This window comes from Paraburkholderia graminis C4D1M, assembly GCF_000172415.1.
In the GTDB taxonomy this organism is placed as follows: Bacteria; Pseudomonadota; Gammaproteobacteria; order Burkholderiales; family Burkholderiaceae; genus Paraburkholderia; species Paraburkholderia graminis.
Genome location: NZ_ABLD01000007.1, coordinates 24,141 through 45,862 on the forward strand (window position 1 = coordinate 24,141; position 21,722 = coordinate 45,862).

The following is a 21,722-nucleotide window of genomic DNA, read 5'->3' on the forward strand; positions in this document are numbered from 1 at the left end:
ATATGCCACGTCAAGCGCCGCGAGGCATCAGCGCGTCTTGCCGCGCCCGCCCTTGCCGCCCGTCGCCGCGCGCGGCGGCTCCTTGCTGGGCGGGGCGCCGCCGTTCAATTGCTCGATCCACGACAACGCGTCGACATACGAGAGAAACTGCTTCAGATAGCCCGGCGACAACTCGCGCATCAGCGACAGCGAGCGATGCACGAGGCTGCTCGAATTGAGCGGCCCGGCGTTGCCGGGCGCAGGTTGCAGCGACTGCCGCAACTGCTTGTCGGTGCGGACTTTGGCCCACGTCTGCCGGAAATAATCGAGTTCGGGGAGTTCGGGATAGGCGGTGTGGTTGCGCTCGCGGTGTTGCGACGCACTTTGCAATTCGGCGATGAGCTGGACGAGCGGGCCTGCGCCTGTTGTCGATTCGGCTGTGCGGGCAGCGTTATCGGTTTTCATAGCGTCGCATGCGTCGCGCTCGGCCGCAGCTATTTGCCGCGCATACGCATCAAGCAACACGGCGAGCCTCTCGTCGAGCACGCGGCGAGTCTCGCCGCACTGCGCGGCGGCACGCCGCTCCAACGCGTCGATGAAACGAAACCGCGACGGATCGACACGATCGGCGCCGCGCTCGCGCCACGCATCGAGCATGGCGCGCGGCGTCTGTGTGTCGCCTGCGGCTTCAGTCATGGGATCGCTCGCGCCGTTACTCACGAGGCTTTCCCGCGGCCGCCGACAGTCTCGGCACCGGCGCGATTTCCACGCGACGGTTGCGCGCGCGCCCTTGCTCGTCGGCATTCGAACTGACGGGCTGGCCGGAGCCGAATGCCGCCGCGAACAGCGACGGCGCCGGCACGCCCGCCTCGATCAACGCGCGCGTCACCGTCAGCGCGCGCTGCGCCGACAACTCCCAGTTGTCCGCGAAACGGCGATTGCCTTCGCGCAGCCGCTGATCGTCGGTAAAGCCGCTCACCATCAGGATCTGGTCGCTTGCACGCAGATAGGCGGACAGCGGGCCGGCCAGGCTCTTCAATAGATCGCGCCCTTGCGGCTGCAACTGGTCGGAGTTGAGCGCGAACAGCACATTGCCGCTGATGCCGATGCGCCCGTTCACGAGCGTCACGCGGCCGGCCGCGAGCGGGCCGGCGAGCGCCTCTTCGAGCGTCTTGCGGCGCTGCGTTTCAACCTGACGCTGCTTGACCTCCTGCTCGAGCTTGTTCGACAGTTCCAGTTGCACGCCGATGACGGCCACCAGAATCAGCATGAACGCGCCGAGCAGCACGGACATCATGTCGCCGAACGCCGCCCAGATTGGCGTGCCCGGCTCGACGCCGCCGTCGATGTCCTCGCTCATCCCGCTCATGCCGCCTCGACTCCATCAGCCGAGCGCCGCGCCGCAAGCTGCTGCAGATCTTCGACGATCTGCTTTTGCGACATCACGCTCAGATCGATAACTTCGCGCGCCTGCGCCACGTAGTAGGCAAGCTGTTCGTCGCTGCGCGTGAGCGACTTGTCGAGCGCCGCTTCGATTCTCTCCAGATGCGCGACGAGCTTGTCGTTCGATTCGCCGAACAACTGCACCGCCGCGCCGAACGCGTCGCTGAGGCTCGCCACTTCGACGGCGCCGCCCGCGATCTGCGCGGCTATCGCGCCGATCTTGTCGGCCTCGGCCTCGACCTTGTCGGTGAAACGCGTGCCGACGCGTTCGAGCAAATCCGCCGACGTCGCGACGAGCGCATCGACCGCCGTGCGCTGTTCCGTGGATGCATGGTTGACCGCGTCCAGCAGCGTCTCCAGGGTTTCGAGCAGACGGCTGCGCTCCTGCAGCATCGCCGTGTCGCGCACCATGCTGTCCGACAGCTTCTGCCGCAACTCGGCGACCACTTCGGCAGCGGCCTTCGGCGCCTCGGACGCCGCCTGCATGAGCCGCGAAATTTCAGCGATGGTTTCGCTGGCATGCGCCTGCGTCTGAGCCGAAATATCGCGCGCGGTCTGCTCGAGCGTGTCGCAAATCTGCTGCTGACGGTTGGCCGTTAGTTCGCCGGCTTGCTGCCATTCCTTGCCGAGCATCGCCACCATCGAATCGAGCTTCGACGTCCACGCCGCGAGACGCGCTTCGTTGTGCTCTCCCGCCTGCTGCCATTCCTTACCGAGGGCGCTCGCCATCGAATCGAGCTTCGACGTCCATGCCGTAAGACGTGCTTCGTTGTGTTCGCCGGCTTGCTGCCATTCCTTGCCGAGCATCGCCACCATCGAATCGAGCTTCGACGTCCATGCCGCGAGCCGCGCTTCGTTGTGCTCTCCCGCCTGCTGCCATTCCTTGCCGAGGGCGCTCGCCATCGAATCGAGCTTCGACGTCCACGCCGTGAGCCGCTCTTCGTTATGTTCCCCGGCTTGCTGCCATTTCTCGCTAAGCGTGGTCGCCATCGAATCGAGCTTCGCGGTCCATGCCGCAAGCCGCGCTTCGTTCTGTTCGCCCGCCTGCTGCCACTCCTTGCCGATCATGCCCGCCATCGACTCGAGCTTCTCCGTCCACGCGGCGAGCCGCGCTTCGTCTCGCGAGGCCAGTTGCGTCTGCAAGTCCGCATGCGACTCGCCCACGTTGCGCACCAGCGACGCCGAATGCTCCGCGAACGCCGCCGCCGCCGCAACCAGCGCCTGCTCGTGCCGCGCCGCCAGCGTCGCGCCGGACTGCTCGTGGCGCGACAGCGCGTCGTTCCACGTCTGCGAAAGCTTGCCCGCCGCGGTTTCGAGGCGCGCGGAAACGCCGTCGACAAGTCCGGCCGAGCGCTCGTCGAAAGTCTGCGTGAAGCGCTCCAGCGATGCCTGTAATTGCTGCGTCATTGCATCGTTCGAACGTTGCTGGCCGGCGAGCGCCTCGTTCCAGATGCCCGCGATCTTGCCGGTAGCCGACTCGAAACCGTTCGACAGCGCATCCAGTTGCCGCTGCACCGCCTGCGAGACGCTCTCGTGCAACGCGGCGCTCTCGCGCGCGAGGCCGGCCATCGTCGCCTGCATGACCGGTTCGAGCGCCGCGCCGGCAGCACGCGTGCTGTCCGCGACGCTCTGCTTCAACGACTGTTCGACCGATGCCGCGAGCCGCGTGTATGCGACCTGCGCCTTGCTGTGAAACGTCTCCTGGCTCGCAAGCTGGCGCTCGTTGAAAGCGAGGCTGTGCTGCTCCATCGCGGCCATCATCGTTTGCAGGCGATCGACCAGCGTCGGCATCAGTTCCGCTTGCCGTTGCAGGAGCCGGAAGCTCTCGTCGCGCTGATGAGCCTGCGAATAGATGCGCAGGCTCGTGGCGATCCTGACGTCGAGCTGTTGCGCCGCTTCGAGCCGCTCGCGGCGGCACAACGCCGACAACAGGCCCAGCATCGCGGAACTCGCCACGCCCGCGATCGACGTACCGAACGCGAAGCCCAGGCCCTTCACCGGCGCGGCCAGCGAAGCGCGGATCGCGGCCAGATCGGTTGCGCTTTCGAGCGCCATGCCGGTGCCGCGCAAGGTCACGACCATGCCGAGCAGCGTGCCGAGCATGCCGAGCAGCACCAGCAAGCCGACGAGATAAGGCGTGAGCGCAGGCCCCGGCAACGCGACGCGCTCGCCTTCGATGCGAAGACGAACCGTATTGCGCAAGCCCGGATGCAATTCCTCGAGCCACGCGCCAAGCCGCGGCGGCGGCTCAGTGAGGCGCGCCACGGCGCTAGTGAGCGTCGCGGTCGCCGCGCTATAGCGCCGCAATTCGAGCGCGCCGGCAAGATAGAACGCGCCGATCAGCAGCGTGACGGCCAGCGCCAGCCAGTTGGACCCGACATAGCCGATGGCAATGCCGCACACCGCGGCGAGACCTGCCGCGAACACAACGAGATCAATACGATATCTGGACATGGCGTCCCGGTTAGCGAGTACGAAGGGCGGCAAGCAACCCTTCGACTGGTTGTAAACGAATATCCAGCTCGGCAAGCAACACGCTTTGCATGTCCTTGCGGAACACGTCGAGCCAGGGGCCGGGCGCGCCGGGGGCGGCTTGTGCGCCATCGCCATCGTCCGGCAGCGGCTGTGCGGCGTCGCGCAAACGCTCGAAGTGTCCGGCGAGCAGCACCGGCAGATTGGCCAGCAGGCTCCGCTCGCGTTCGCCAAGCGCGCGTTCCATCACGGCATCGAGCACCGCGAGACGGCCCATCGCAGGATTCCTGGCGGCAAGCAACGCGCGCAGCCGGCCGCGTAGATTGCCGACACCCGTTTCCATCGACTGCTGCATGGCCTGGTAGCGCTGACGAAAGAGCGCGTAGTCGACGGGCGCGGCCTGCGGCTCCACATACGCGGGACCGCGGCGCCTGGCGGTCGCGAACGCGCTGTCGCCGGTAATCGTGCCGACGAGCGCGGCCCGCGCGCGCGCGCATTCCGCCTCCTCCGCGCTGCCGAACGCTCGCGCGCCCGCGGCCCGCGTGGGCGGCGCGCCGCTGAGCGCCGACGACAGCGCGATCGCATCCGTCCAGCCGAGCCACTGGCTCAGCCGGTCGGATAGCGATTGCCGTGGTTCGGGAACGTCGACATTGGCGAAGCGCGCCAGCAGGCGAACGAGCGCCGGGCCGCTGAGAGCTGTGCGCTGGGGGGCTTGCAACATACCACCGGATGCAAAAAAGTCAGCAGTTTACACGCTGACGCGCACGACGGCTTCGCTCCCCATTACAACGTCCTCGCACGCAGACATCGTGGCGCTCGGGAATAGGCGTTCAAATCGCTCCGCGCGGCCGATGCTCGTCCGTATCGACGCAGCACACCAGCGCATCCGCATCTTCCTCGCCGACGCTCACATAGATGTGCCCGACCGAGCTGTCGAAGTACAGGCTGTCGCCCGGCATCAGCCTGAACGACTTGCCGTTCTCGAAGCGCAATTCAAGCTTGCCGGAGAGCAGAAAGACGAACTCCTCGCCCGAATGCCGGATGTACTCGGGAAAGTCCGCCACGGCGCGCGCATGGATGTGCGCGCGCATCGGCATCATGCGTTTGCCCGTGAGGTTGTTCGCGAGCATGCCGTACTCGTAGTTCGGCGTGTCGTACACCTGCTGCTTGCCGGCCGCGGTGAACGACGGCTTCATCGCGCCGGCCGCCGGCTTGCGGCGCCGGCCGAAAATCGCGTCGAACTCGAGCTCGAGCGAATGCGCGAGTGCCGCGAACTTGTCGTAGGTCAGCGCGATGTCCCCGCGCTCGGCCTTCGAGATCGTCGATACCGCAATGCCCGAGCGCTCGGACAATTCGGCGAGCGTCAGCCCGCGCGCCTTGCGCGCCTGCCGCAAATGCCCGCCCACCAGTTTGTGATCGAGCGACGGCGGCGCTTCATGCGCGTGCGCCTTCGGTTGTTTCACTACGGCTACGGCTTTGACCATGTCACTGATTCCGCCTGGCTTCCTTGCTTCCCGCCTGTTCCACAAAAATTTCTCGTATGCGAGAAATTATTTTTTTCTCGTATATGATAACTCACGTCGATTCCACCTTTATGTGGGGCCCGTATTGTGTCTACCCTTGCGCTTAGTCAGTCCCGTTTGACGAAGACCCGCGTCATTACTGCCACGACCATCGGCACGGCGCTCGAATTCTACGACTTCACGATCTACAGCTTCTTCGCGATCCAGATCGGGCAGTTGTTCTTTCCGGGCGCGTCGCCCGTCAATCAGTTTTTGCTGTCGATCGGCGTATTCGGCGTGGGCTTCGTGGTGCGGCCGCTCGGCGGCGTCGTGATCGGCGCGTATGCGGATCGCGCGGGCCGCAAGAACGCGATGGTCCTCACGATCATGCTGATGGCGCTTAGCTGCGCGATGATCGCGTGCGCGCCCACTTACGCGGTCGCCGGCTTCGCCGCGCCGCTCATCGTGCTCGCCGCGCGGTTGATACAAGGCTTCGCGGCGGGCGGCGAGTTCGGACCGGGCACGACGCTGCTCGTCGAATATGCCACCGACAACACGCGCGCGTTCTTCGCGAGCTGGAACTTCGCGGCGACCGCGGCAGGCCTCGTGCTCGGCGCGCTGGTCGCGACGCTCGTCAACGTGCTGCTGCCGAAGCAGGCCGTGCTCGAATGGGGCTGGCGGATTCCGTTCGTGCTCGGCATCGTCGCGGCGCCGGCCGGCATGCTGATCCGCCGGCGCCTCGAAGAAACGCTGACCGCGCGCAAGCCCGGCGAAGCCGCGCCGAGCGGCGCGCTGAAGGCCGCGCTGACCACGCATCTGAAGCTGACGATTCTCGGCACTTTCGCCGAGTTGGGCGGCTCCGTGTCGGTCTACATCACCGCCTTTTTTCTGCCGAGTCATGCGGTGCGCGCGCTGCATCTTTCGTCGACGTCCGCGGTGATCTCCGGTATCGTCAGTTCGCTTGCGCTGTTCGTCGCCGCGCCGCTCGCCGGCATGCTCGCGGACCGCTACACCCGCAAGCGCGTGCTCGTGATTTCGCGCGTCGTGATGCTGTTGCTCGTGTATCCGGCGTTTGCATTCCTGAGCGCGCATCCGTCGATGACGGCGCTTTGCATCGTGTCCGCGCTGCTCGCCGTGTTCGTGTCCGGGCAGATCGTGCCCGTGCTCGTGATGATCCCGGAACTGTTCCCGAAGCATGTGCGTGCAACCGGAATTGCATTGACGTATGTTGTGAGCGCATCGTTTTTCGGCGGCTTCTCGCCGTTTATCGCAAGCTGGCTGGTCGCGCGCACCGGCAATCCGCTCGCGCCGGCCTGGTATGTGGCCGCCGCATGCGCGATTTCGCTCGTGCCGGTAATCTGGCTGAAGGACCGCACCGGCGAAGCGCTCGGCTGACAAAGAAAGACACAATGAGCACAATGAGTGGAGACGATATGAGTCGAGACAACGATTTGCCCGGCCGCAGCGCGGTCGAGTTGCGCCGGATGATCGGCGCGAAAGAGATCTCGCCCGTCGAACTGCTGGAGGCGTGCATCGCGCGAATCGAGGCGGTGAATCCGGCGGTCAACGCGATCACCGCAACCGACTTTGTGGCCGCGCGCGCCGCCGCGAAACGCGCGGAAAAGCAGGTACTCGACGGCGAGCCGCTCGGCCTTCTGCACGGCTTGCCGCTCGGCGTGAAGGACCTCGAAAATACCGCCGGACTCCTGACGACTTATGGTTCGCCGATGTCGCGCGGCAACGTGCCCACGCAAGACGTGGTGCTCGTCGAGCGTCTGCGTGCCGCCGGCGCGATCGTCACCGCGAAGACCAACGTGCCGGAACTCGGCGCCGGCGCGAACACGCGCAATCCGGTGTGGGGCGCGACCGGCAATCCGTTCAATACAGCATTGAATGCAGGCGGCTCGTCGGGCGGTTCGGCGGCCGCGCTTGCGTGCGACATGCTGCCCGTGTGCACCGGCTCGGACACCGGCGGCTCGTTGCGCATTCCCGCTTCCAAATGCGGCGTGGTGGGCTTTCGTCCGACGCCGGGACTCGTGCCGAATTCGCGCAAGCTGGTGGGCTGGTCGCCGATCTCGGTGGTTGGACCGATGGGCCGCAGCGTCGCCGAAGCGTGCTTGCAACTCGCCGCTACCGTGGGCATCTCGGCGGGCGACCCGCTCAGCTTTGCCGCCGATCCGCTCAGCTTCGCCGCGCCCGCCGACATCGACCTCAGCACGTTGCGCGTGGGCTGGACCGAAGACTTCGGCAGTTGCGACGTGGATGCGTCGATCCGCAACGTGTTTCGTGAACGCATCGCGCTGATCGCGCCGTCTTTCCGTTCATGCGAGGAAGTGAGCTTCGATCTCGGCGACGTGCACCGCTGCTTCGACGTGATTCGCGCGGAGAGCTTCGTCGCCGGTCTGCACGATGCCTACACGCGCGATCCGGCGCAACTCGGCCCGAACACGCGCGCCAACTATGAGCTCGGCGCAAGCATGAGTCTCGCGGACAGCGCGTGGGCTCAAGCCGAACAGACGCGCATCTTCAAACGCTTTCAGGCCGCGTTCGAGCAGTACGACGTGATCCTCTCGCCGACCACGCCGGTGTCGCCGTTTCCGTGGCAGCAACTGTACGCCGCGCAAATCGACGGGCGCGAGCAGGACAACTATTACCGCTGGCTCGCGCTCACCTATGTCGTCACGCTGACGACGCATCCGGCGCTGTCGCTGCCATGCGGTGTCGATCACGCGGGCATGCCGTTCGGCTTGCAGGTCGTCGGGCCGTTTCATGGCGACCGCAAGACACTCGCCGTCGCACATGCGATGGAGCAGGTTTTCGCGCAATCGCCTGCGTTGCGCCGTCCGCGCCCCGATCTGTCGAAGCTCACGAAAGCGGACGCCTCGTTGAAATCGATCGTGACGTCGCCCCCTCTTTTTAACGACGCCGACGCGAACGGCTCGGGCCTCTCAGCGGTTTAACGATGACAACAATGAAGTTCGATACCGTCGTACTCGGCGCCGGCATTGTCGGCGTGTGCGTGGCCGTGCATTTGCAAAAGCGCGGCCGACAGGTCGCGCTGGTCGACCGCAAGGCGCCAGGCAACGAGACCTCGTTCGGCAATGCCGGATTGATTCAGCGAGAAGGCGTGTACCCGTACGCATTTCCGCGCGGACTGGGTGCATTGCTTCGCTATGCGCGCAACCAGTCGCTCGACGTTCGCTACCACGCCGATGCGCTATTTCACGCGGCGCCGTTTCTGTGGAGATACTGGCGCAACTCCGATCCGGCGAAACACGCCGCGATTGCAAAGTCATATTCGACGCTGATCGAACATTGCGTGAGCGAGCATCGCACGCTGGCCGCGCAAGCGGACGCGAGTGCTTTGCTGCGCCCCACGGGCTGGATCAAGGTGTTTCGCAGCAACGCCGCTCAGGACGCGGAACTGCGAGTCGCCGATCGATGGAGCCGCGAATACGGCGTCGAATTCGAAGCGCTCGACGCCGCCCACCTGCAGCACATCGAGCCCGATCTCGACAAGGCATTGCTCGGCGGCCTGCGCTACACGCAAGCGGATTCGGTGAGCGATCCGAACGCGCTCGTCACGGCCTACGCGAAATACTTCGAGGCGCTCGGCGGACGGTTCTTCACCGGCGACGCCAATACGCTGCGCAACGGCTGGGAGGTCACGACAAACGCAGGGACGATCGCGGCTTCATCGGCGGTGGTCGCGTTGGGGCCGTGGTCCGGCGTGCTCAGTTCGCGGCTCGGGTATCGGCTGCCGCTCGGCGTCAAGCGCGGCTACCACATGCATTACGCGGCACGCGCGGGCGCGCGCCTCAATCATCCGGTACTCGACGCCGAAAGAGGCTATCTGCTCGCGCCGATGGCGCGCGGCATCCGCCTGACGACCGGCGCTGAAATCGCATTGCTCGATGCGCCGAAAACGCCCACGCAACTCGCCGCCGTCGAACCGATTGCACGCACGCTGTTCCCACTCGACAAACGCCTCGACGATCAACCGTGGATGGGCGCGCGGCCTTGCACGCCGGACATGATGCCGGTGATTGGCCGCGCCGAAAAACATCAGGGCTTGTGGTTCGCATTTGGTCACGCGCATCACGGACTCACGCTCGGGCCGGTGACCGGCCGCCTGATCGCCGAAATGATGACGGGTGAAGAAACGCTCGTAGACACGCATCCGTTCAGAGTGGACAGGTTCTAACGTCAAACGCGGGCAGCGCGCCTGCCGCTTCGTGCGGGAAGCGCGCCTGCCGCTTCATTTAGTGCAGCGGTTGCAGCGCGGTCCAGCGCGTCCAGCCGCTGTCGCCTGCTACCGGGCTGATCCGCAATGCGCGCGAGCCGTCGGCGAAAATGATCGATTCGGCATGACATGCTTCGGGGTCCGGAATATCGCGCGGACCCACAAAGCTCACGACATGTTTGAACGAAAGATTGCCTTCGCGCAATATGTCGAGATAGGCGGGCTCCTCGTTATCGAATGGCTGAGCGGTGCAACGGTTCAACAGCACAGCAGCGATTTCTGCATCACACATGTTCTCTCTCTCCTGACTGACTAACGCGACACCTCCCATGCCGGTGGCGTTCAAGCTCGTCATTTTTATGAAATCATTCTAGAAGTCATGGCCGAAAACGCCAGCCCTCTCACGCATTCGTTATCTGGGCATACGCTTTCTCCTGAAGCGGTCCGCGTCCGATAATCTGCCGGCGCAATCGGCCGCGGTTCCAGGGCGGCCGAACAGATAGCCTTGCAGCGCGTCGCAGCCCATCTCGCGCAGCATCACTGCCTGCTGTTCGGTTTCCACGCCTTCAGCCGTGACCGACATTCCGCATGCATGAGCCATTTTCACAAGCGCCTCTGCAATCGCAGCGCAATCCGTGTCGCCCGGCAAACCGGCGACAAACGAGCGGTCGATCTTCAGGCCATGCAGCGCAAAACGCTTCAGATACGACAGCGACGCGTAGCCCGTGCCGAAGTCGTCGATTGCGAGCGTGACGCCTAGTTTGGCCAGCGCGGCCATCGTCGCGCGCACGGTGGCATCGTCCGGCAGGAGAATGCCCTCGGTGATTTCGAGCTGCAAAGCGCAGGGGTCGAGCCCGCTGTTCGCAAGGCACGCAGCGACACGTTGCACGAGCCGCGCGTTGAACTGCACCGGCGAAATATTCACGGACACACTGACATCCGGCGCGATGCTCCAGCGCCAGTTCGCGACCTGTGCGCAGGCCTGCTCGAGTACCCAATCGCCGATGTCTTCCATCAAGCCCGCCTGTTCCGCAATCGGGATGAATTCCGCGGGGGCCACGTCGCCAAGTTCGCTGCTGGTCCAGCGCAACAATGCCTCCACAGCTATGGTTTCGCGCGACGCCGCCGCCACGACTGGCTGATACGCAATTGTTAATTCGCCCGCCTTGAGCGCATCGCGCAGCCGGTTCTCGATCGCAAAGCGGCGCTGCGCAGCCTCTTTCATATCGCGCGTGAAAAAGCACACGTTGCCGGGTGCATGGACTTTCGCGCGACGCATCGCGGCGCCGGCATCGCGCATCAACAGCGCCGCATCGCGAGCGCCGTCGTTGGAGCGCGCAACGCCCACCGACGCACTCACGCGATACTCGCGCCCCGCGATCACGAACGGCTCGGCGAATAACGCGAGCATCTGTTGCGCGAACGCGGCTAGCATCGGCATGTGGCCGTGATGTTCGGTAACGATCAGGAACTCGTCGCCGCCGATCCGCGCAAGCAGATCGTTCGTGGCGAGCGCGCGCGCGAGCCGCTGGGCGACGCTGCGCAACAGGCGGTCGCCGAGATCGTAGTCAGCAATGTCGTTGATCCTGCTGAAGCCATCCACGTTGACCACCAGCATTGCCACACGCGCCGCCCGCGCAGACTTCAGAAGCTGTTGAGCGCGCCCTGTCGCGTACGCGCGGTTATAGACACCCGTGAGCGAATCGACAAACAAAGCATGCAGGAGCCGTCCATCCGCCACCCTTTGCACAGTAGGGCTTTTCAATGTTGCGTCGTCATGTGCGAAGTGCAATGGAACGCCGGAAGCGCTTGCCGGCACGGAAACTTGCTCGGTCATCATTACACTCCTATGCTAGGCATTACGCATTCAGCAGACAGCTTGCCGTTTTATGCATGCAGCTAAATTTTTATAGCCGTCGAGACTACGAGGTGTAGAGCTTTATCGCGCGAGAAAAAACACGCGCCGCCATGCGGTAGCCGTGCCTCCACGATATTCCCGCATAGGCCGCTTGAGAACGCGCCACGCCGGTGAACGCGTAAAGCAACGGCAAACGCTTTACCACACGCGGTATAAACCGCTGGGCCACAAATGAAAATTCATCAGCTACGCGCCCTCATCGCCATTGCCGATGCGGGAAGTGTCAGGGGTGCCGCGCGAACGCTCAATTCGTCGCCGGCGGCCGTAACGCAAAATATTCAGCAACTGGAAGAAGCGGCACACGTTCAACTCGTTGTGCGCACATCGTCCGGAGTGACGCTCACCGAATGCGGGCAAACCCTGCTTTTGCATGCACGGCTCGTCGCCGCGCAAATGGTGCGTGCGCATCAGGCGATGGACGCAATGCGCGGCGAGCCAAGCGGGCGTCTTTCGATTGCGGTGACCGCGTGGGTCGCATTGACATTTCTGCCCGAAACAGTCGCGCGCTTTCGCGCCAGAATGCCGGCAATACAACTGGAATTATTCGAAGGCTTACTCGCGATCGCGACACCGCGCTTACGCGACGGCAGCCTGGACATTTATGTCGGGCGTCAATCGCCGAGTGTCTCTGCATGCGATTTCAACTATCAGCCGCTGTTCGCCACGAGCCGCGCGGTCGTCGCACGCCTGGGTCATCCGCGCGCGGAATCGCGTTCTCTCGCGGAATTGCTCGACGACGACTGGCTGGTTGCGCTCGATCCGGAAACCGAGGGGCATGCGCCCTATCAGATGTTTTCCCGCTACGGATTGCCGGTGCCGCGCAGCATCCACTTTCTCCATTCGCTCACCGTGGCGGTCGCACTGCTCAAGCGCACTGACATGGTGAGCATTTTTCCGTGGCCGCTCGTCGAACTCTGCGCGGCGCGCGACGGTTTGTGCGCGATCCCCTTGCGCGAAGAACTCGAGGACTCGACAGTCGGCATCATCACGCGCACGGGCGAGCCGTCCGATGCAGCGTCGCAGTGCTTTATCGATTGCCTGCTCGAAACGATCCGCGATGAATCGTGGGGCCGCACGACGGAGATTCGCCGCGCCATGCAATCGGTGGAAGTGCTCGTTTAGCGCGCCTCGCTCGCTTTAAATAAAAAACGCCGCGAGCCCGAAGGCCCGCGGCGTCAATAACACTCGATCCGTAAAGAACGATCAGGCGGTCACGGCCACTCGCCGCGGCGACAGCGCCGACACGACGAACGCCACCACGATGTTCGCGACCAGTGCGATCAGGCCGATATAAACCGGATACACGGCGTCGCCGAGATGCAGTGCGAACACCGGCTTGAGCCCTTGCGAAATCGCGAGCGACGTGCCAAGCAAAATGCCGACGAGCCAACCGCTAAAGAGACCCGGCGTATTCAGGCGCCGCGTGTACAGCGAGAACACGATAGCCGGGAAGATCTGCAAGATCCACACGCCGCCGAGCAATTGCAGGTCGATCGCATATTGCGTCGGCAGGAACACGATGAACAGCAACGCGCCGAACTTCACCACGAGCGACACGATCTTCGCGTTCGCCGCCTCGGCTTCAGGCGTGATATTCGGCGACACCAGCGGGCGCCACAAATTGCGCGTGAACAGATTGGCCGCGCCGATCGACATGATCGCTGCCGGAACCAGTGCGCTAATCGCAATTGCAGCCGCCGCAAAGCCGACGAACCACGACGGGAACAGCGTATTGAAAAGCGCCGGCACGATATCCGAAGCCGACTTCACATGCACGCCGGCCGCGATCGCCATATAACCAAGCAACGCGATCAGGCCGAGCAGCAGCGTATAAGCCGGCAGAAAAATCGCATTCTTGCGCACCGTTTTTGCCGAAGAGGACGAGAGCACCGCCGTCATCGTGTGCGGATACATGAAGGCCGCGAGCGCCGAACCCAGTGCGAGCGATGCATACGCGGTGAATTGCGTCGGCTTGAGAATGATGCCGGTCGCGCCGCCCTTCGCCTTGAAGTAGGTATCCGCTGCGTCGAACACATGCGCGTAGCCGCCGAGTTTCGCGGGAATCAGCCACACCGCCGCGATCACGACGATGTAAATCATGATGTCCTTCACGAACGCGATCATCGCCGGGGCGCGCAAGCCGCTTGCATACGTGTACAGCGCGAGAATCACGAACGCGACGATCAGCGGCAATTCGCCGGTCACGCCGAGTCCCTTGATCACCACTTGCATGCCGACCAGTTGCAGCGCGATATACGGCATGGTCGCCACGATACCGGTCAACGCGACCGCGGCCGGAAACCACTTGCCGCCGTATTCGCCGTGCACGTAGTCCGCTGCCGTGATGTGGTTCTTCGCGTGTGCGATTTTCCACAACTTCGGCATCACCGCGAACACGAACGGGTAAACGATGATCGTGTACGGCAACGCGAAGAAACCATATGCGCCGACGGAATACACGAGTGCGGGTACGGCGATCACCGTGTAGGCGGTATAAAAGTCGCCGCCGACGAGGAACCAGGAAATGACCGTGCCGAACTGCCGGCCGCCCAGACCCCATTCGTGCAACTGCGTGAGGTCGCCGCGTTTCCAGCGGGCGGCAAAGAAACCGATTACCGTGACAAGCACGAAGAATGCGATGAAGACGGTCATCGCCACCGGATTGACGGGGTTCAGGTCGCTCATTTGACACCTCGGTACACGACGTAAATCAGTAGCGAGGTCAACGGCACCCACAAGAACTGATACCAGTAGAAGAACGGAAAACCGGCGAACGACGGACGCGTGTCGTTATAGAACGGCAGCCACAAGAGCGCGATATACGGAAGCAAAAGAATGAGCCATAGCCATGACCGGCCGGCGGATGGGGAGGTCTCCATGTACATCTCCTAGGTCTATTATTGACACCACGCATCCGGACTTGTGATCCGGCGCGCGGAAATCCGGTAACGGGTATTCGTGTGAAATACCCGCGCAGTCATCTGCCGAAACCGGAATCTGCTTTTGCGCACTGCCGACGCATGAGCGCGAAAACGTCCGCAAGACGCAATGCGCCGCGGGGATGTAGTATTCGCCTTCGTAAGCGTCCTCACAAGCGCGCAACTACGTAAGCCGGCTACGTATTACTACGTAGTCCACTGGCCGTCTTTTCAACGATGAAACTCAAAGCCAAGATCGTCTTGCTGGCTATCGTGCCCTTTCTCGCGGCTATCGCCAGCATCGAAATCGGCGTGCGCCGCGAAGCGACCGCGCTCGCGCAAACGCAGCACGCGACGACTCAGGCCGCGTACATGGCGAGCAAGGAAATCGAGCTCAAGCATTACGTCGAATTGGCCACGTCCGCGATCGCGCCGCTTTACGAAGCCGGCGAAGATAACGCACGCGACGACGCGCTGCGCCGCACGCGCGCGCTCGACGTGCTCGAGAAGATGGACTTCGGCAAGGACGGCTATTTCTTCGTCTACGACATGCATGGCCGTTCGCTCATGCATCCGCGCGAGCCGCATCTCGTGGGACGCGATTTGTCGGAACTGCGCGATCCGCAAGGCGTGCTCACCATCCAGAAGCTGCTCGCCGCGGCGTCGCAAGGCGGCGGCTATGTGCGCTATTTATGGCATCGCCCTTCGACGGGCAAGCTCGCCTCGAAACTCGGCTACGTGGTGCCGCTCGAACGCTGGGGCTGGATGATCGGCACCGGCATCTATCTCGACGACGTCGACACGACCCTCGCGCATATCGACGAGCGCGCGGCGATCAATATCGATCGCACGATGATGTGGATCGACGCGATCGCACTCGCGGGGCTCGCCGCTATCGCGCTGTGCGCGCTCGTGCTCAACGTCACCGAATATCGCAGCGCCGACGCGAAACTGAAGCGGCTCGCGCAGCAGGTGGTCGAATCGCAGGAGAACGAACGCGCGCGGCTTTCGCGGGAATTGCACGACGGCATCAGTCAGATGATGGTGTCGGTGAAGCTGCTGCTCGAATCGGCGCTCGCGCGTTTCGAGCGCAGCGAAACGCGCGTGCCCGCCGCGGAAGCCGCGTTGTCGACCAGTCTCACGCGTCTCGGCGACACGTTGCGCGAAGTGCGGCGTATTTCTCATGCGCTGCGCCCGTCGATGCTCGACGACCTGGGCGTCGCGGCAGCCATCGAGCAACTCACGCGCGAACTGAGCGAACAATCGGGCATTGAAATCGGCTTCACGCAGATCACGCATACTCACGCCGCGGTTTTGGCCGAGGCGGTCAACACCGTTCTGTTCCGCATTGCCCAGGAAGCGCTGACCAACATCGTGCGCCATGCGCGTGCGTCGAACGCGGCGCTCTCGCTGGAAGTGTCGAACGATGCCGTCGCGCTCACAATCGCCGACAACGGCTGCGGTTTCGATGTCGCGCACGCGTTTGTCGGCCGCCGCTCGGGCGTTGGGCTGCGCAATATGCGCGAGCGCGTGGAAGCGTTAGGCGGCACGCTTGCGCTCAACTCGCAGCCTGGCCATACGCTCGTCACCGCGCGTGTTCCGCTCGTCGCCGGTACAACGGAGCCTCATAAGCAGAGCTTGCAGGAAGCGTCTTCATGAACGACATCTCACACCCCATTGCCCGTCTGATTCTGGTCGACGATCATCCGCTCGTTCGCGACGGCTTGCGTGCGCGGCTCGAAGCAGTGCGCAACCTGGAGGTAGTCGGCGAAGCAGGCAATGCACAGGAAGCGCTCGCGCTCGCCGCGAGCCTGGAGCCTCACCTCGTGCTGATGGATGTCGGCATGAACGGAATGAACGGCATTGCGCTTGCCGGCATGTTTCATGAGCGATTCCCCGCGATCCGCGTATTGATGCTGTCGATGCACGACAACCTCGAATACGTCACACAGGCAGTGCGCGCGGGAGCAAGCGGTTACGTGCTGAAGGACTCGCCGTCGACCGAAATCATTCAGGCGATTAGCGCCGTGCTCGACGGAAAGACCTATTTCAGCGCGGGACTCGGCGCCCGATTGATTCAGGCTTCGGCGATGCAATCGCCGGTTGAACGGCTCACGCCGCGCGAACGCGATATTCTCGATGCACTCGCCGAGGGTTTGTCGAGCAAGCAGATTGCTCAACGCAACGATCTGTCGGTGCGTACTGTCGAGACACATCGCCTGAATCTGAAACGCAAGCTCGATATTGAAGGCCAGGCCGAATTGATCAAGTTTGCGGTCGAGAACCGGCGCACGAGCCGCTAATAAGAAGAACGTCTCGCTGCGCAACGAGTGGAGACAATCAGCATGACACTGAGACGATTCACGCAGCGGCCGGCGAGTGCATTGCAATGCGCGGCTTTAAGTCTATCGTTGTTTTTGGTTCTGCCTTTGGCTCGCGGCGAAGAACAGCGAATCAATCGCGGACACGACCCGTTCTTTCAGATTTCCAAAGCCATTGACGGATGCCCAGCGCCGCTCGGCCCACTCGAAACCGAACAGGAATGGCTCGCCGACAGTCATTACCGCATTGAACGCGGCAACAGTTGCTGGATAGAAGGCCGTTGCCGCTTACCCAACGCTTATCTGTACGACAAGGAAGTTGCGGAGGCCGTGCAGCGGCGTCTCGCCAATATCAATGCCGCGACTCATTGGCGCGAACATTCGACGCTTTGGCTCACGCTGCAACGTCGCTTTGTCTATGTGGAAGGCTGCGTATCGCCTGGCTTCGACAAGCAGGCGTTCCTCAGCGAACTCGCGAAAACCGCGGACGTCGAACGCGTAATCGACAATACGACGACCAACCCGCGCGCCGCACGACTGCCTTATAGAACGCTTGCAGAGCCGGATCGGCCGGTACTCGATCCGGGCAACTAACCTGGCGCGCGGCAAACAGGCAGCGCCGCTCTGGATAGATCTACCGTACGAGTGCAAATGCCTCGCGGCTTGCGATTTCAGCCGCGCCGTATACACCGACCAGCGTGTAATCGGACGCTATGCACTCGAAGGTGGACTCCAGAAACGTAATGACGAAATGACGCTTCGCCAGTTCCGGCAATGACACTGCGGCGAGTTCATCGACAAGAGAACAGTTGATCACTTCTTGTGCGGCAAAAGCGGCCAGACCTTGCGACGCGAGCGGATGAATCTCGAGATCGCCATCGCCCGGCGGCCCTAGCCGATGAAACTGCGTGTCGGGAAATAGCACTGCGCAGAACGGATCGTCGTCGGGATCGAACGGACCGAACCGCTCGAAGTCGGATTCCGCAATCGGATAAGCGAGAATCACGCGGCGATCGCTCGCGACAATGAACGGCTCCGCTGCGTCGGCTGCGGGATGAGGAACTGAGTCCAGCAGGAGAACCTGATCCTCCTGCTGGGGCGATTCATGTACGCTCGTCATGTACTTCGCTGTGCCAGTGCAGTGCGCTTATGCGCTCGCCGCGGTCGACGCGACCGGTGCCGCAGCGGTCACTGCGGGTTGCGAACTTGCGGCTTTCTTGCGGCCCGGAAGTTTGCTCGCGGCTTTGCTTGCTGCCTTTTTTGCGGTGACTTTTCGCGCGGCGGTTTTCTTTGCAGCGGGTTTTACCGCAGCTTTTTTAGTGGCAACAGATTGACTACCCGCCCGCGCCTTTTTCGCCACAACCTTTTTCACAGCCGCGGATTTCACTTTGCCGGCCTTGCCCGCCACCGACGCTGCGCCGCCGTCGATCAGAAACCTGCTGCGATCCTTCACCGATGCAAGCCATGCAGGCGCCGGGCCGCGTCCGCTCCAGGTCGCGCCGGTTGACGGATTGCGATACTTCGGCGGTTGCGCGCCTTTCGGCTGACCTTTGGCTTTCGCGTTGTTAGCGGCAACGCTGCCCCACTTCGATTCGCTTGCGCCGTCGATGAGAAACACGCTGCGGTCTTTCGCGGTTGCAATCCAACCGGGCGCGCGGCCGTGTCCGGTCCAGGTCGCACCGGTTTTGTGATCGCGATACTTCGGAATCTTCTGTCCGGCTGCCGCGGCCTTTGCGTTGCCGGCATGGCCGTTAAGGCCCTTGGCCGCGCGCCGCGCTTTTGCTTGCGCTTCGATGTCGGCGGTAGTCAGGCCGTGCTTAAGCATCAATTCGCGAATCTGGTCGATTGCGACTTGCGCTTTCCTTGCAATAAGGGCGTCAGCTTGCGCCTGGAGCTTCTTAAGCTTTGCCTGGATTTGCTCTAACGTGGGCATTGAATTGCTCCTTATGTGGTAATCGAACGAACTATGCCATGAATAACGTGGGAACGGCATAGCCGGATGGCCATAAAAAACCGAATTCTGACTTGCTCTACGCGTGCGGAATACAAAAAGTTCTCTTCGATGCAATCGATAGACGCCTTTAGCATGCATTCGTTCTTTGCCTGTGCCACTTTTTATGGACTCTTTATTACGCGTTGCTTCTTTCTTTATTCCGGCGCTCTCTTTCTTTCCAATTGTTGCCGGGCCGCTCAGGTCGGGGTAAAAACGACAACCTGACGGTCGGCAATGTATCTGACGCTGCGCAAAAAGCGATACTGCTGGCTATCGGCGGTGATCCGGTTAAGTCCTATGCGGGTCAGCGCGAGAATCTCGTCAGCCTGCCCGGCCTGTACTACGCCCTCATCGCGCAAATCTTCCAGAGAAGCGGACGGATCGCCGATATAAACACTGCGCACGTGCGCGCCAATTCTCATGAGAACGACGCTTTCGCCCTCGTCGAGCGCCAGTTCAAGATAGGCCGCCAGAATTCGCAGCGACTCGGGCGTGCAAGTCTGGGCCTGATAGATCGCGGCATTCGATGGCGTCATGTCGGTTCCCCGTCACCTGTATCGAGAAAAGGCGGCACTGTGCATTGCGGCAAGAGCCGCTTCTACTATAGGCAAGCATTCGGAGATTCAAAGGCTTCGAGTTCATTTTTTAACGCCGCAGTGACCGTAACCGTGCGTTACCAATCTCGCAGCGCTGTTTCACCTGTGTCGTGGGCACGCTTCTACACTTCAACCGTCCATCGAGACAAAGCTCTGGCAGCGCACTTCAAGTGCAAGGAGAAGGAAAATGAACAAGAAGATCGTTGGCGCAGCACTCGGTCTGGCAGTTCTCGCCGCATCGTCGGTTGCTTCTGCTCATGTGAATCTCGCCGTCGGCGTCGGCATTCCGGTCGGCGTCTATGCGCCGCAGCCCGTTTATGTGGCGCCTCCGGTTGCGTACGGCCCTGCCGCGGTCGCGGTAGCCTATGGCGGTTATCGCGCTTATGACGGCCGCGACGCGTGGCGCGAACGCCGCGAATGGCGGGAACACGAATGGCGCCGCGAGCACTGGCGCGAGCATGAATGGCGCGAGCGGCAACGCTGGGGTTATTGAGGCGGCGCCATCGCTTTAAGCGTTGTGGCGTTCAGTACTTTCATCTGAAACCGGGCCATAAAGACATAAAGAGGCCGCCCGCGTGGCGGTCTCCACTCATTCGCGCATGAACGCATCATGCGATTCGCAAGCCGTGAGCCGGCAGCACTTCCTGAGTCGTCACGAAACGGTGCTGTTTTACCGCGTCATGAAAGAGCCGGTAGTCGCTCTTTTCGAATGCCTCGCCCCACACGGGCTTTTCGCCGGAGTCGTCTTCCGCGCGAAGACCGGTGGCTTTGTACTTCCATGAGCCGACTCCCTTCGGCACGTAGTCCGGAATGGCCTCTTTCAGGCCGGGAATGCCGCCCTCCTTCACGAACTCGCAGATCGCCCGCAACCGCTCGTTGTCGTCCATGATCCGGTTGGTATCGAGCAATTCGGTGAGCGTCGCTTTCACGTTTTGCGGCATGCCCTCTTCGTTTTCGAAGTCTTCGCGCCCGGCCACATACGCGCGAACCGCACGGCACGCCATGTCGGCGGCCTCGACAAACTCCGGCAGGTTGTGTCGCTGTATGAACATATTCCTGCCGTCGATGTAATGCCATTTCGCCCACGGCTGATCCGGATAATGCAACGCGGCGCCGTGGCCCACAGGTAGCGCAAGCGTCAGAACATCGGCTTCGACGTGCTGCACCAGGTGCTGCATGGCGAGTGTGAGATTCTCGAGCCAGCCCGTGCGCGTGCAATCTTGCGCCTCGAGAGAATGAACCCGGTTGCCCGGACTTTCGATGCCCGCGAACCCCTGGTGCGCCCACGTATCCACATACGTATGCAGCGTCACGCCGAGACGATGCAAGCCCATCTCCGTGCTGCGCTGCCGGATGGCGCGCCGCACCACCTCGCGCGCGACCGCGCTGTCCGCGCGGCACACGGCTTTTTCGTCGAGCGTCGCGCCCTCTCCTGCCGGCAGAAAATGAAACGGCGCCCACACGAGCCGGTTCTGGTCGTTCTCCGTATTCGCATAGTCGAAGGTCTTGTGCGCGGTGGCGAAGCGTTCGAACGTCTCGCCGCCCTGAAAACGCAGGATGCCCGGCGTCGTTGCATCGTCGACATACTGGCACGCATGGGCGACCGTCAGCGCCTGGCTCGGCGTCATTCCGCCAACTCGCGCGACGATATAGACCACGCCGTAATGAAAGTCGATATTCATGGCAGATTCTCCTCATGCACGATGAATGACTACAACAGCACTGGTAAACGAGCGAGTAGGCGGCGAGTTGAAAAGACGTCGTTCTTTATTGCCCTACGCGGTGTTGTCGTGTTTTATTCCATCCTCTATCCGACTGCGGGCCACGGCGGGCCACTGCAGCCCATAAAAAAACCCCGCTACGTTATCCGTCGCGGGGTTGCGTTTCAGCGCACGTCGCGCCTTATTTGACGATGTCGACCAGCTCGACTTCGAACGTCAAGTCGCTGTTCGGCGGAATCGTGCCCACGGCGCGGCTGCCGTAGGCGGTGGCGGCCGGGCACGTCAGTTTTGCCTTGCCGCCCACTTTCATGGTTTGCACGCCCTGCGTCCAGCACGGAATCACGCGGTTCAGCGGGAACGTTGCCGGACCGCCGTGTTTCGCGGACGCGTCGAATTCAGTGCCGTTCGCAAGCGTGCCGCGATAGTTGACCTTCACGACATCGGTGGCGGCCGGCTGCGCGCCGGTGCCTTGCACGAGGTGTTCGACAACCACGCCCGAAGGCAGCTTCTCAGTAGAAGCGGCAGCCATCGCCGTCGACGAAAGTACAGTAGCGGCAAGCAGAGCAACGATAGATTTCAAAACGAATCTCCAGATGGGTAGTACGGTTCATTCTAG

The 21,722-nt window shown here is 62.6% G+C and carries 22 protein-coding genes; 8 read left to right on the top strand and 14 right to left on the bottom strand.

All coding sequences use genetic code 11. The features are described from left to right. Window positions 1-27: 27 nt before the first annotated feature. The 5 genes from BGRAMDRAFT_RS14200 to BGRAMDRAFT_RS14220 form a co-directional block, all read right to left on the bottom strand. Entirely contained in the window at window positions 28-675 is a 648-nt protein-coding gene (locus BGRAMDRAFT_RS14200) for a DUF2894 domain-containing protein (protein WP_006049457.1), read from the bottom strand. 16 nt (window positions 676-691) lie between these two features. After that, a complete protein-coding gene (locus tag BGRAMDRAFT_RS14205; protein ID WP_029970086.1) occupies window positions 692-1,339 on the bottom strand; it encodes an OmpA family protein in 648 nt (215 codons plus the stop codon). Between the two features lie 5 nt (window positions 1,340-1,344). Beyond that, window positions 1,345-3,876 carry a DUF802 domain-containing protein gene (locus BGRAMDRAFT_RS14210; protein ID WP_006049459.1) on the bottom strand — a complete coding sequence of 844 codons (2,532 nt, stop codon included), beginning with the start codon at window positions 3,874-3,876 and terminating at the stop codon, window positions 1,345-1,347. Window positions 3,877-3,886: 10 nt separating this feature from the next. Beyond that, entirely contained in the window at window positions 3,887-4,615 is a 729-nt protein-coding gene (locus tag BGRAMDRAFT_RS14215; RefSeq protein ID WP_006049460.1) for a DUF3348 domain-containing protein, read from the bottom strand. Window positions 4,616-4,724: 109 nt separating this feature from the next. Beyond that, the gene (locus BGRAMDRAFT_RS14220) at window positions 4,725-5,378 is read right to left on the bottom strand and encodes a helix-turn-helix domain-containing protein (protein WP_006049461.1); all 654 of its coding nucleotides are present in this window, start codon (window positions 5,376-5,378) and stop codon (window positions 4,725-4,727) included. 126 nt (window positions 5,379-5,504) lie between these two features. Here BGRAMDRAFT_RS14220 and BGRAMDRAFT_RS14225 point away from each other — a divergent pair, with 126 nt between their 5' ends. From BGRAMDRAFT_RS14225 to BGRAMDRAFT_RS14235, 3 genes are read left to right on the top strand one after another with little or no spacing between them, the layout of a single operon-like run. Next, window positions 5,505-6,791, top strand: coding sequence for an MFS transporter (locus BGRAMDRAFT_RS14225; RefSeq protein ID WP_006049462.1), 1,287 nt, complete (start codon window positions 5,505-5,507; stop codon window positions 6,789-6,791). Between the two features lie 38 nt (window positions 6,792-6,829). Further along, window positions 6,830-8,356, top strand: a complete 1,527-nt coding sequence (locus BGRAMDRAFT_RS14230; protein WP_006049463.1) for an amidase — start codon at window positions 6,830-6,832, stop codon at window positions 8,354-8,356. An 11-nt stretch (window positions 8,357-8,367) separates the two neighbouring features. After that, the gene (locus BGRAMDRAFT_RS14235; RefSeq protein ID WP_044021108.1) at window positions 8,368-9,600 is read left to right on the top strand and encodes an NAD(P)/FAD-dependent oxidoreductase; all 1,233 of its coding nucleotides are present in this window, start codon (window positions 8,368-8,370) and stop codon (window positions 9,598-9,600) included. 58 nt (window positions 9,601-9,658) lie between these two features. Here BGRAMDRAFT_RS14235 and BGRAMDRAFT_RS14240 read toward each other — a convergent pair whose 3' ends face one another. Then, on the bottom strand, window positions 9,659-9,931 hold the full coding sequence (locus BGRAMDRAFT_RS14240; protein WP_006049465.1) for a hypothetical protein: 273 nt from the start codon (window positions 9,929-9,931) through the stop codon (window positions 9,659-9,661). A gap of 120 nt (window positions 9,932-10,051) precedes the next feature. After that, entirely contained in the window at window positions 10,052-11,476 is a 1,425-nt protein-coding gene (locus tag BGRAMDRAFT_RS14245) for a putative bifunctional diguanylate cyclase/phosphodiesterase (RefSeq protein WP_006049466.1), read from the bottom strand. Between the two features lie 252 nt (window positions 11,477-11,728). On the opposite strand from BGRAMDRAFT_RS14245, the gene BGRAMDRAFT_RS14250 reads away from it, so the two are divergent. Next, entirely contained in the window at window positions 11,729-12,679 is a 951-nt protein-coding gene (locus BGRAMDRAFT_RS14250; protein WP_006049467.1) for a LysR substrate-binding domain-containing protein, read from the top strand. Between the two features lie 81 nt (window positions 12,680-12,760). Here the strand turns inward: BGRAMDRAFT_RS14250 and mctP are convergent, their stop codons facing one another. Next, window positions 12,761-14,242, bottom strand: a complete 1,482-nt coding sequence (gene mctP / locus BGRAMDRAFT_RS14255; RefSeq protein ID WP_006049468.1) for a monocarboxylate uptake permease MctP — start codon at window positions 14,240-14,242, stop codon at window positions 12,761-12,763. Continuing rightward, a complete protein-coding gene (locus BGRAMDRAFT_RS14260; RefSeq protein ID WP_006049469.1) occupies window positions 14,239-14,436 on the bottom strand; it encodes a DUF3311 domain-containing protein in 198 nt (65 codons plus the stop codon). The genes mctP and BGRAMDRAFT_RS14260 overlap by 4 nt, the downstream gene beginning before the upstream one ends. 276 nt (window positions 14,437-14,712) lie before the next feature. Between BGRAMDRAFT_RS14260 and BGRAMDRAFT_RS14265 the strand changes: the two genes are divergently transcribed. The 3 genes from BGRAMDRAFT_RS14265 to BGRAMDRAFT_RS14275 are packed head-to-tail and all read left to right on the top strand — an operon-like array spanning window position 14,713 to window position 17,390. Then, window positions 14,713-16,134 (top strand): cache domain-containing protein, encoded by a 1,422-nt coding sequence (locus BGRAMDRAFT_RS14265; RefSeq protein WP_006049470.1) that lies wholly within the window; start codon window positions 14,713-14,715, stop codon window positions 16,132-16,134. Next, on the top strand, window positions 16,131-16,778 hold the full coding sequence (locus tag BGRAMDRAFT_RS14270; RefSeq protein ID WP_006049471.1) for a response regulator: 648 nt from the start codon (window positions 16,131-16,133) through the stop codon (window positions 16,776-16,778). The genes BGRAMDRAFT_RS14265 and BGRAMDRAFT_RS14270 overlap by 4 nt, the downstream gene beginning before the upstream one ends. Before the next feature lie 42 nt (window positions 16,779-16,820). Next, window positions 16,821-17,390 carry a hypothetical protein gene (locus BGRAMDRAFT_RS14275; RefSeq protein WP_006049472.1) on the top strand — a complete coding sequence of 190 codons (570 nt, stop codon included), beginning with the start codon at window positions 16,821-16,823 and terminating at the stop codon, window positions 17,388-17,390. Window positions 17,391-17,430: 40 nt separating this feature from the next. Here BGRAMDRAFT_RS14275 and BGRAMDRAFT_RS14280 read toward each other — a convergent pair whose 3' ends face one another. The 3 genes from BGRAMDRAFT_RS14280 to BGRAMDRAFT_RS14290 form a co-directional block, all read right to left on the bottom strand. Further along, on the bottom strand, window positions 17,431-17,916 hold the full coding sequence (locus tag BGRAMDRAFT_RS14280) for a hypothetical protein (protein ID WP_006049473.1): 486 nt from the start codon (window positions 17,914-17,916) through the stop codon (window positions 17,431-17,433). A gap of 27 nt (window positions 17,917-17,943) precedes the next feature. After that, window positions 17,944-18,729, bottom strand: a complete 786-nt coding sequence (locus tag BGRAMDRAFT_RS14285) for an H-NS family nucleoid-associated regulatory protein (RefSeq protein ID WP_006049474.1) — start codon at window positions 18,727-18,729, stop codon at window positions 17,944-17,946. A gap of 257 nt (window positions 18,730-18,986) precedes the next feature. Continuing rightward, complete coding sequence (locus BGRAMDRAFT_RS14290) at window positions 18,987-19,325, bottom strand: hypothetical protein (protein ID WP_006049475.1); 339 nt, start codon at window positions 19,323-19,325, stop codon at window positions 18,987-18,989. A gap of 247 nt (window positions 19,326-19,572) precedes the next feature. On the opposite strand from BGRAMDRAFT_RS14290, the gene BGRAMDRAFT_RS14295 reads away from it, so the two are divergent. After that, on the top strand, window positions 19,573-19,878 hold the full coding sequence (locus tag BGRAMDRAFT_RS14295; RefSeq protein WP_006049476.1) for a hypothetical protein: 306 nt from the start codon (window positions 19,573-19,575) through the stop codon (window positions 19,876-19,878). A 115-nt stretch (window positions 19,879-19,993) separates the two neighbouring features. On the opposite strand, the gene BGRAMDRAFT_RS14300 is transcribed toward BGRAMDRAFT_RS14295, so the two are convergent. Together BGRAMDRAFT_RS14300 and BGRAMDRAFT_RS14305 are read right to left on the bottom strand one after the other, a co-directional pair. Beyond that, window positions 19,994-21,067 (bottom strand): DUF6765 family protein, encoded by a 1,074-nt coding sequence (locus BGRAMDRAFT_RS14300; protein ID WP_006049477.1) that lies wholly within the window; start codon window positions 21,065-21,067, stop codon window positions 19,994-19,996. A gap of 220 nt (window positions 21,068-21,287) precedes the next feature. Next, on the bottom strand, window positions 21,288-21,686 hold the full coding sequence (locus BGRAMDRAFT_RS14305) for an FKBP-type peptidyl-prolyl cis-trans isomerase (RefSeq protein WP_029966664.1): 399 nt from the start codon (window positions 21,684-21,686) through the stop codon (window positions 21,288-21,290). Between the last annotated feature and the right edge of the window lie 36 nt (window positions 21,687-21,722).

Excerpts from the sequence above, each read along its gene's own strand:
- BGRAMDRAFT_RS14290 (WP_006049475.1), bottom strand. The coding sequence starts at position 19,325 with ATGACGCCATCGAATGCCGCGATCTATCAGGCCCAGACTTGCACGCCC.
- BGRAMDRAFT_RS14200 (WP_006049457.1), bottom strand. The coding sequence starts at position 675 with ATGACTGAAGCCGCAGGCGACACACAGACGCCGCGCGCCATGCTCGAT.
- BGRAMDRAFT_RS14295 (WP_006049476.1), top strand. The coding sequence starts at position 19,573 with ATGAACAAGAAGATCGTTGGCGCAGCACTCGGTCTGGCAGTTCTCGCC.
- mctP (WP_006049468.1), bottom strand. The coding sequence starts at position 14,242 with ATGAGCGACCTGAACCCCGTCAATCCGGTGGCGATGACCGTCTTCATC.
- BGRAMDRAFT_RS14220 (WP_006049461.1), bottom strand. The coding sequence starts at position 5,378 with ATGGTCAAAGCCGTAGCCGTAGTGAAACAACCGAAGGCGCACGCGCAT.
- BGRAMDRAFT_RS14285 (WP_006049474.1), bottom strand. The coding sequence starts at position 18,729 with ATGCCCACGTTAGAGCAAATCCAGGCAAAGCTTAAGAAGCTCCAGGCG.
- BGRAMDRAFT_RS14215 (WP_006049460.1), bottom strand. The coding sequence starts at position 4,615 with ATGTTGCAAGCCCCCCAGCGCACAGCTCTCAGCGGCCCGGCGCTCGTT.
- BGRAMDRAFT_RS14245 (WP_006049466.1), bottom strand. The coding sequence starts at position 11,476 with ATGACCGAGCAAGTTTCCGTGCCGGCAAGCGCTTCCGGCGTTCCATTG.
- BGRAMDRAFT_RS14230 (WP_006049463.1), top strand. The coding sequence starts at position 6,830 with ATGAGTCGAGACAACGATTTGCCCGGCCGCAGCGCGGTCGAGTTGCGC.
- BGRAMDRAFT_RS14205 (WP_029970086.1), bottom strand. The coding sequence starts at position 1,339 with ATGAGCGAGGACATCGACGGCGGCGTCGAGCCGGGCACGCCAATCTGG.
- BGRAMDRAFT_RS14210 (WP_006049459.1), bottom strand. The coding sequence starts at position 3,876 with ATGTCCAGATATCGTATTGATCTCGTTGTGTTCGCGGCAGGTCTCGCC.
- BGRAMDRAFT_RS14260 (WP_006049469.1), bottom strand. The coding sequence starts at position 14,436 with ATGGAGACCTCCCCATCCGCCGGCCGGTCATGGCTATGGCTCATTCTT.
- BGRAMDRAFT_RS14300 (WP_006049477.1), bottom strand. The coding sequence starts at position 21,067 with ATGAATATCGACTTTCATTACGGCGTGGTCTATATCGTCGCGCGAGTT.
- BGRAMDRAFT_RS14270 (WP_006049471.1), top strand. The coding sequence starts at position 16,131 with ATGAACGACATCTCACACCCCATTGCCCGTCTGATTCTGGTCGACGAT.
- BGRAMDRAFT_RS14240 (WP_006049465.1), bottom strand. The coding sequence starts at position 9,931 with ATGTGTGATGCAGAAATCGCTGCTGTGCTGTTGAACCGTTGCACCGCT.
- BGRAMDRAFT_RS14280 (WP_006049473.1), bottom strand. The coding sequence starts at position 17,916 with ATGACGAGCGTACATGAATCGCCCCAGCAGGAGGATCAGGTTCTCCTG.
- BGRAMDRAFT_RS14250 (WP_006049467.1), top strand. The coding sequence starts at position 11,729 with ATGAAAATTCATCAGCTACGCGCCCTCATCGCCATTGCCGATGCGGGA.
- BGRAMDRAFT_RS14235 (WP_044021108.1), top strand. The coding sequence starts at position 8,368 with ATGAAGTTCGATACCGTCGTACTCGGCGCCGGCATTGTCGGCGTGTGC.
- BGRAMDRAFT_RS14275 (WP_006049472.1), top strand. The coding sequence starts at position 16,821 with ATGACACTGAGACGATTCACGCAGCGGCCGGCGAGTGCATTGCAATGC.
- BGRAMDRAFT_RS14265 (WP_006049470.1), top strand. The coding sequence starts at position 14,713 with ATGAAACTCAAAGCCAAGATCGTCTTGCTGGCTATCGTGCCCTTTCTC.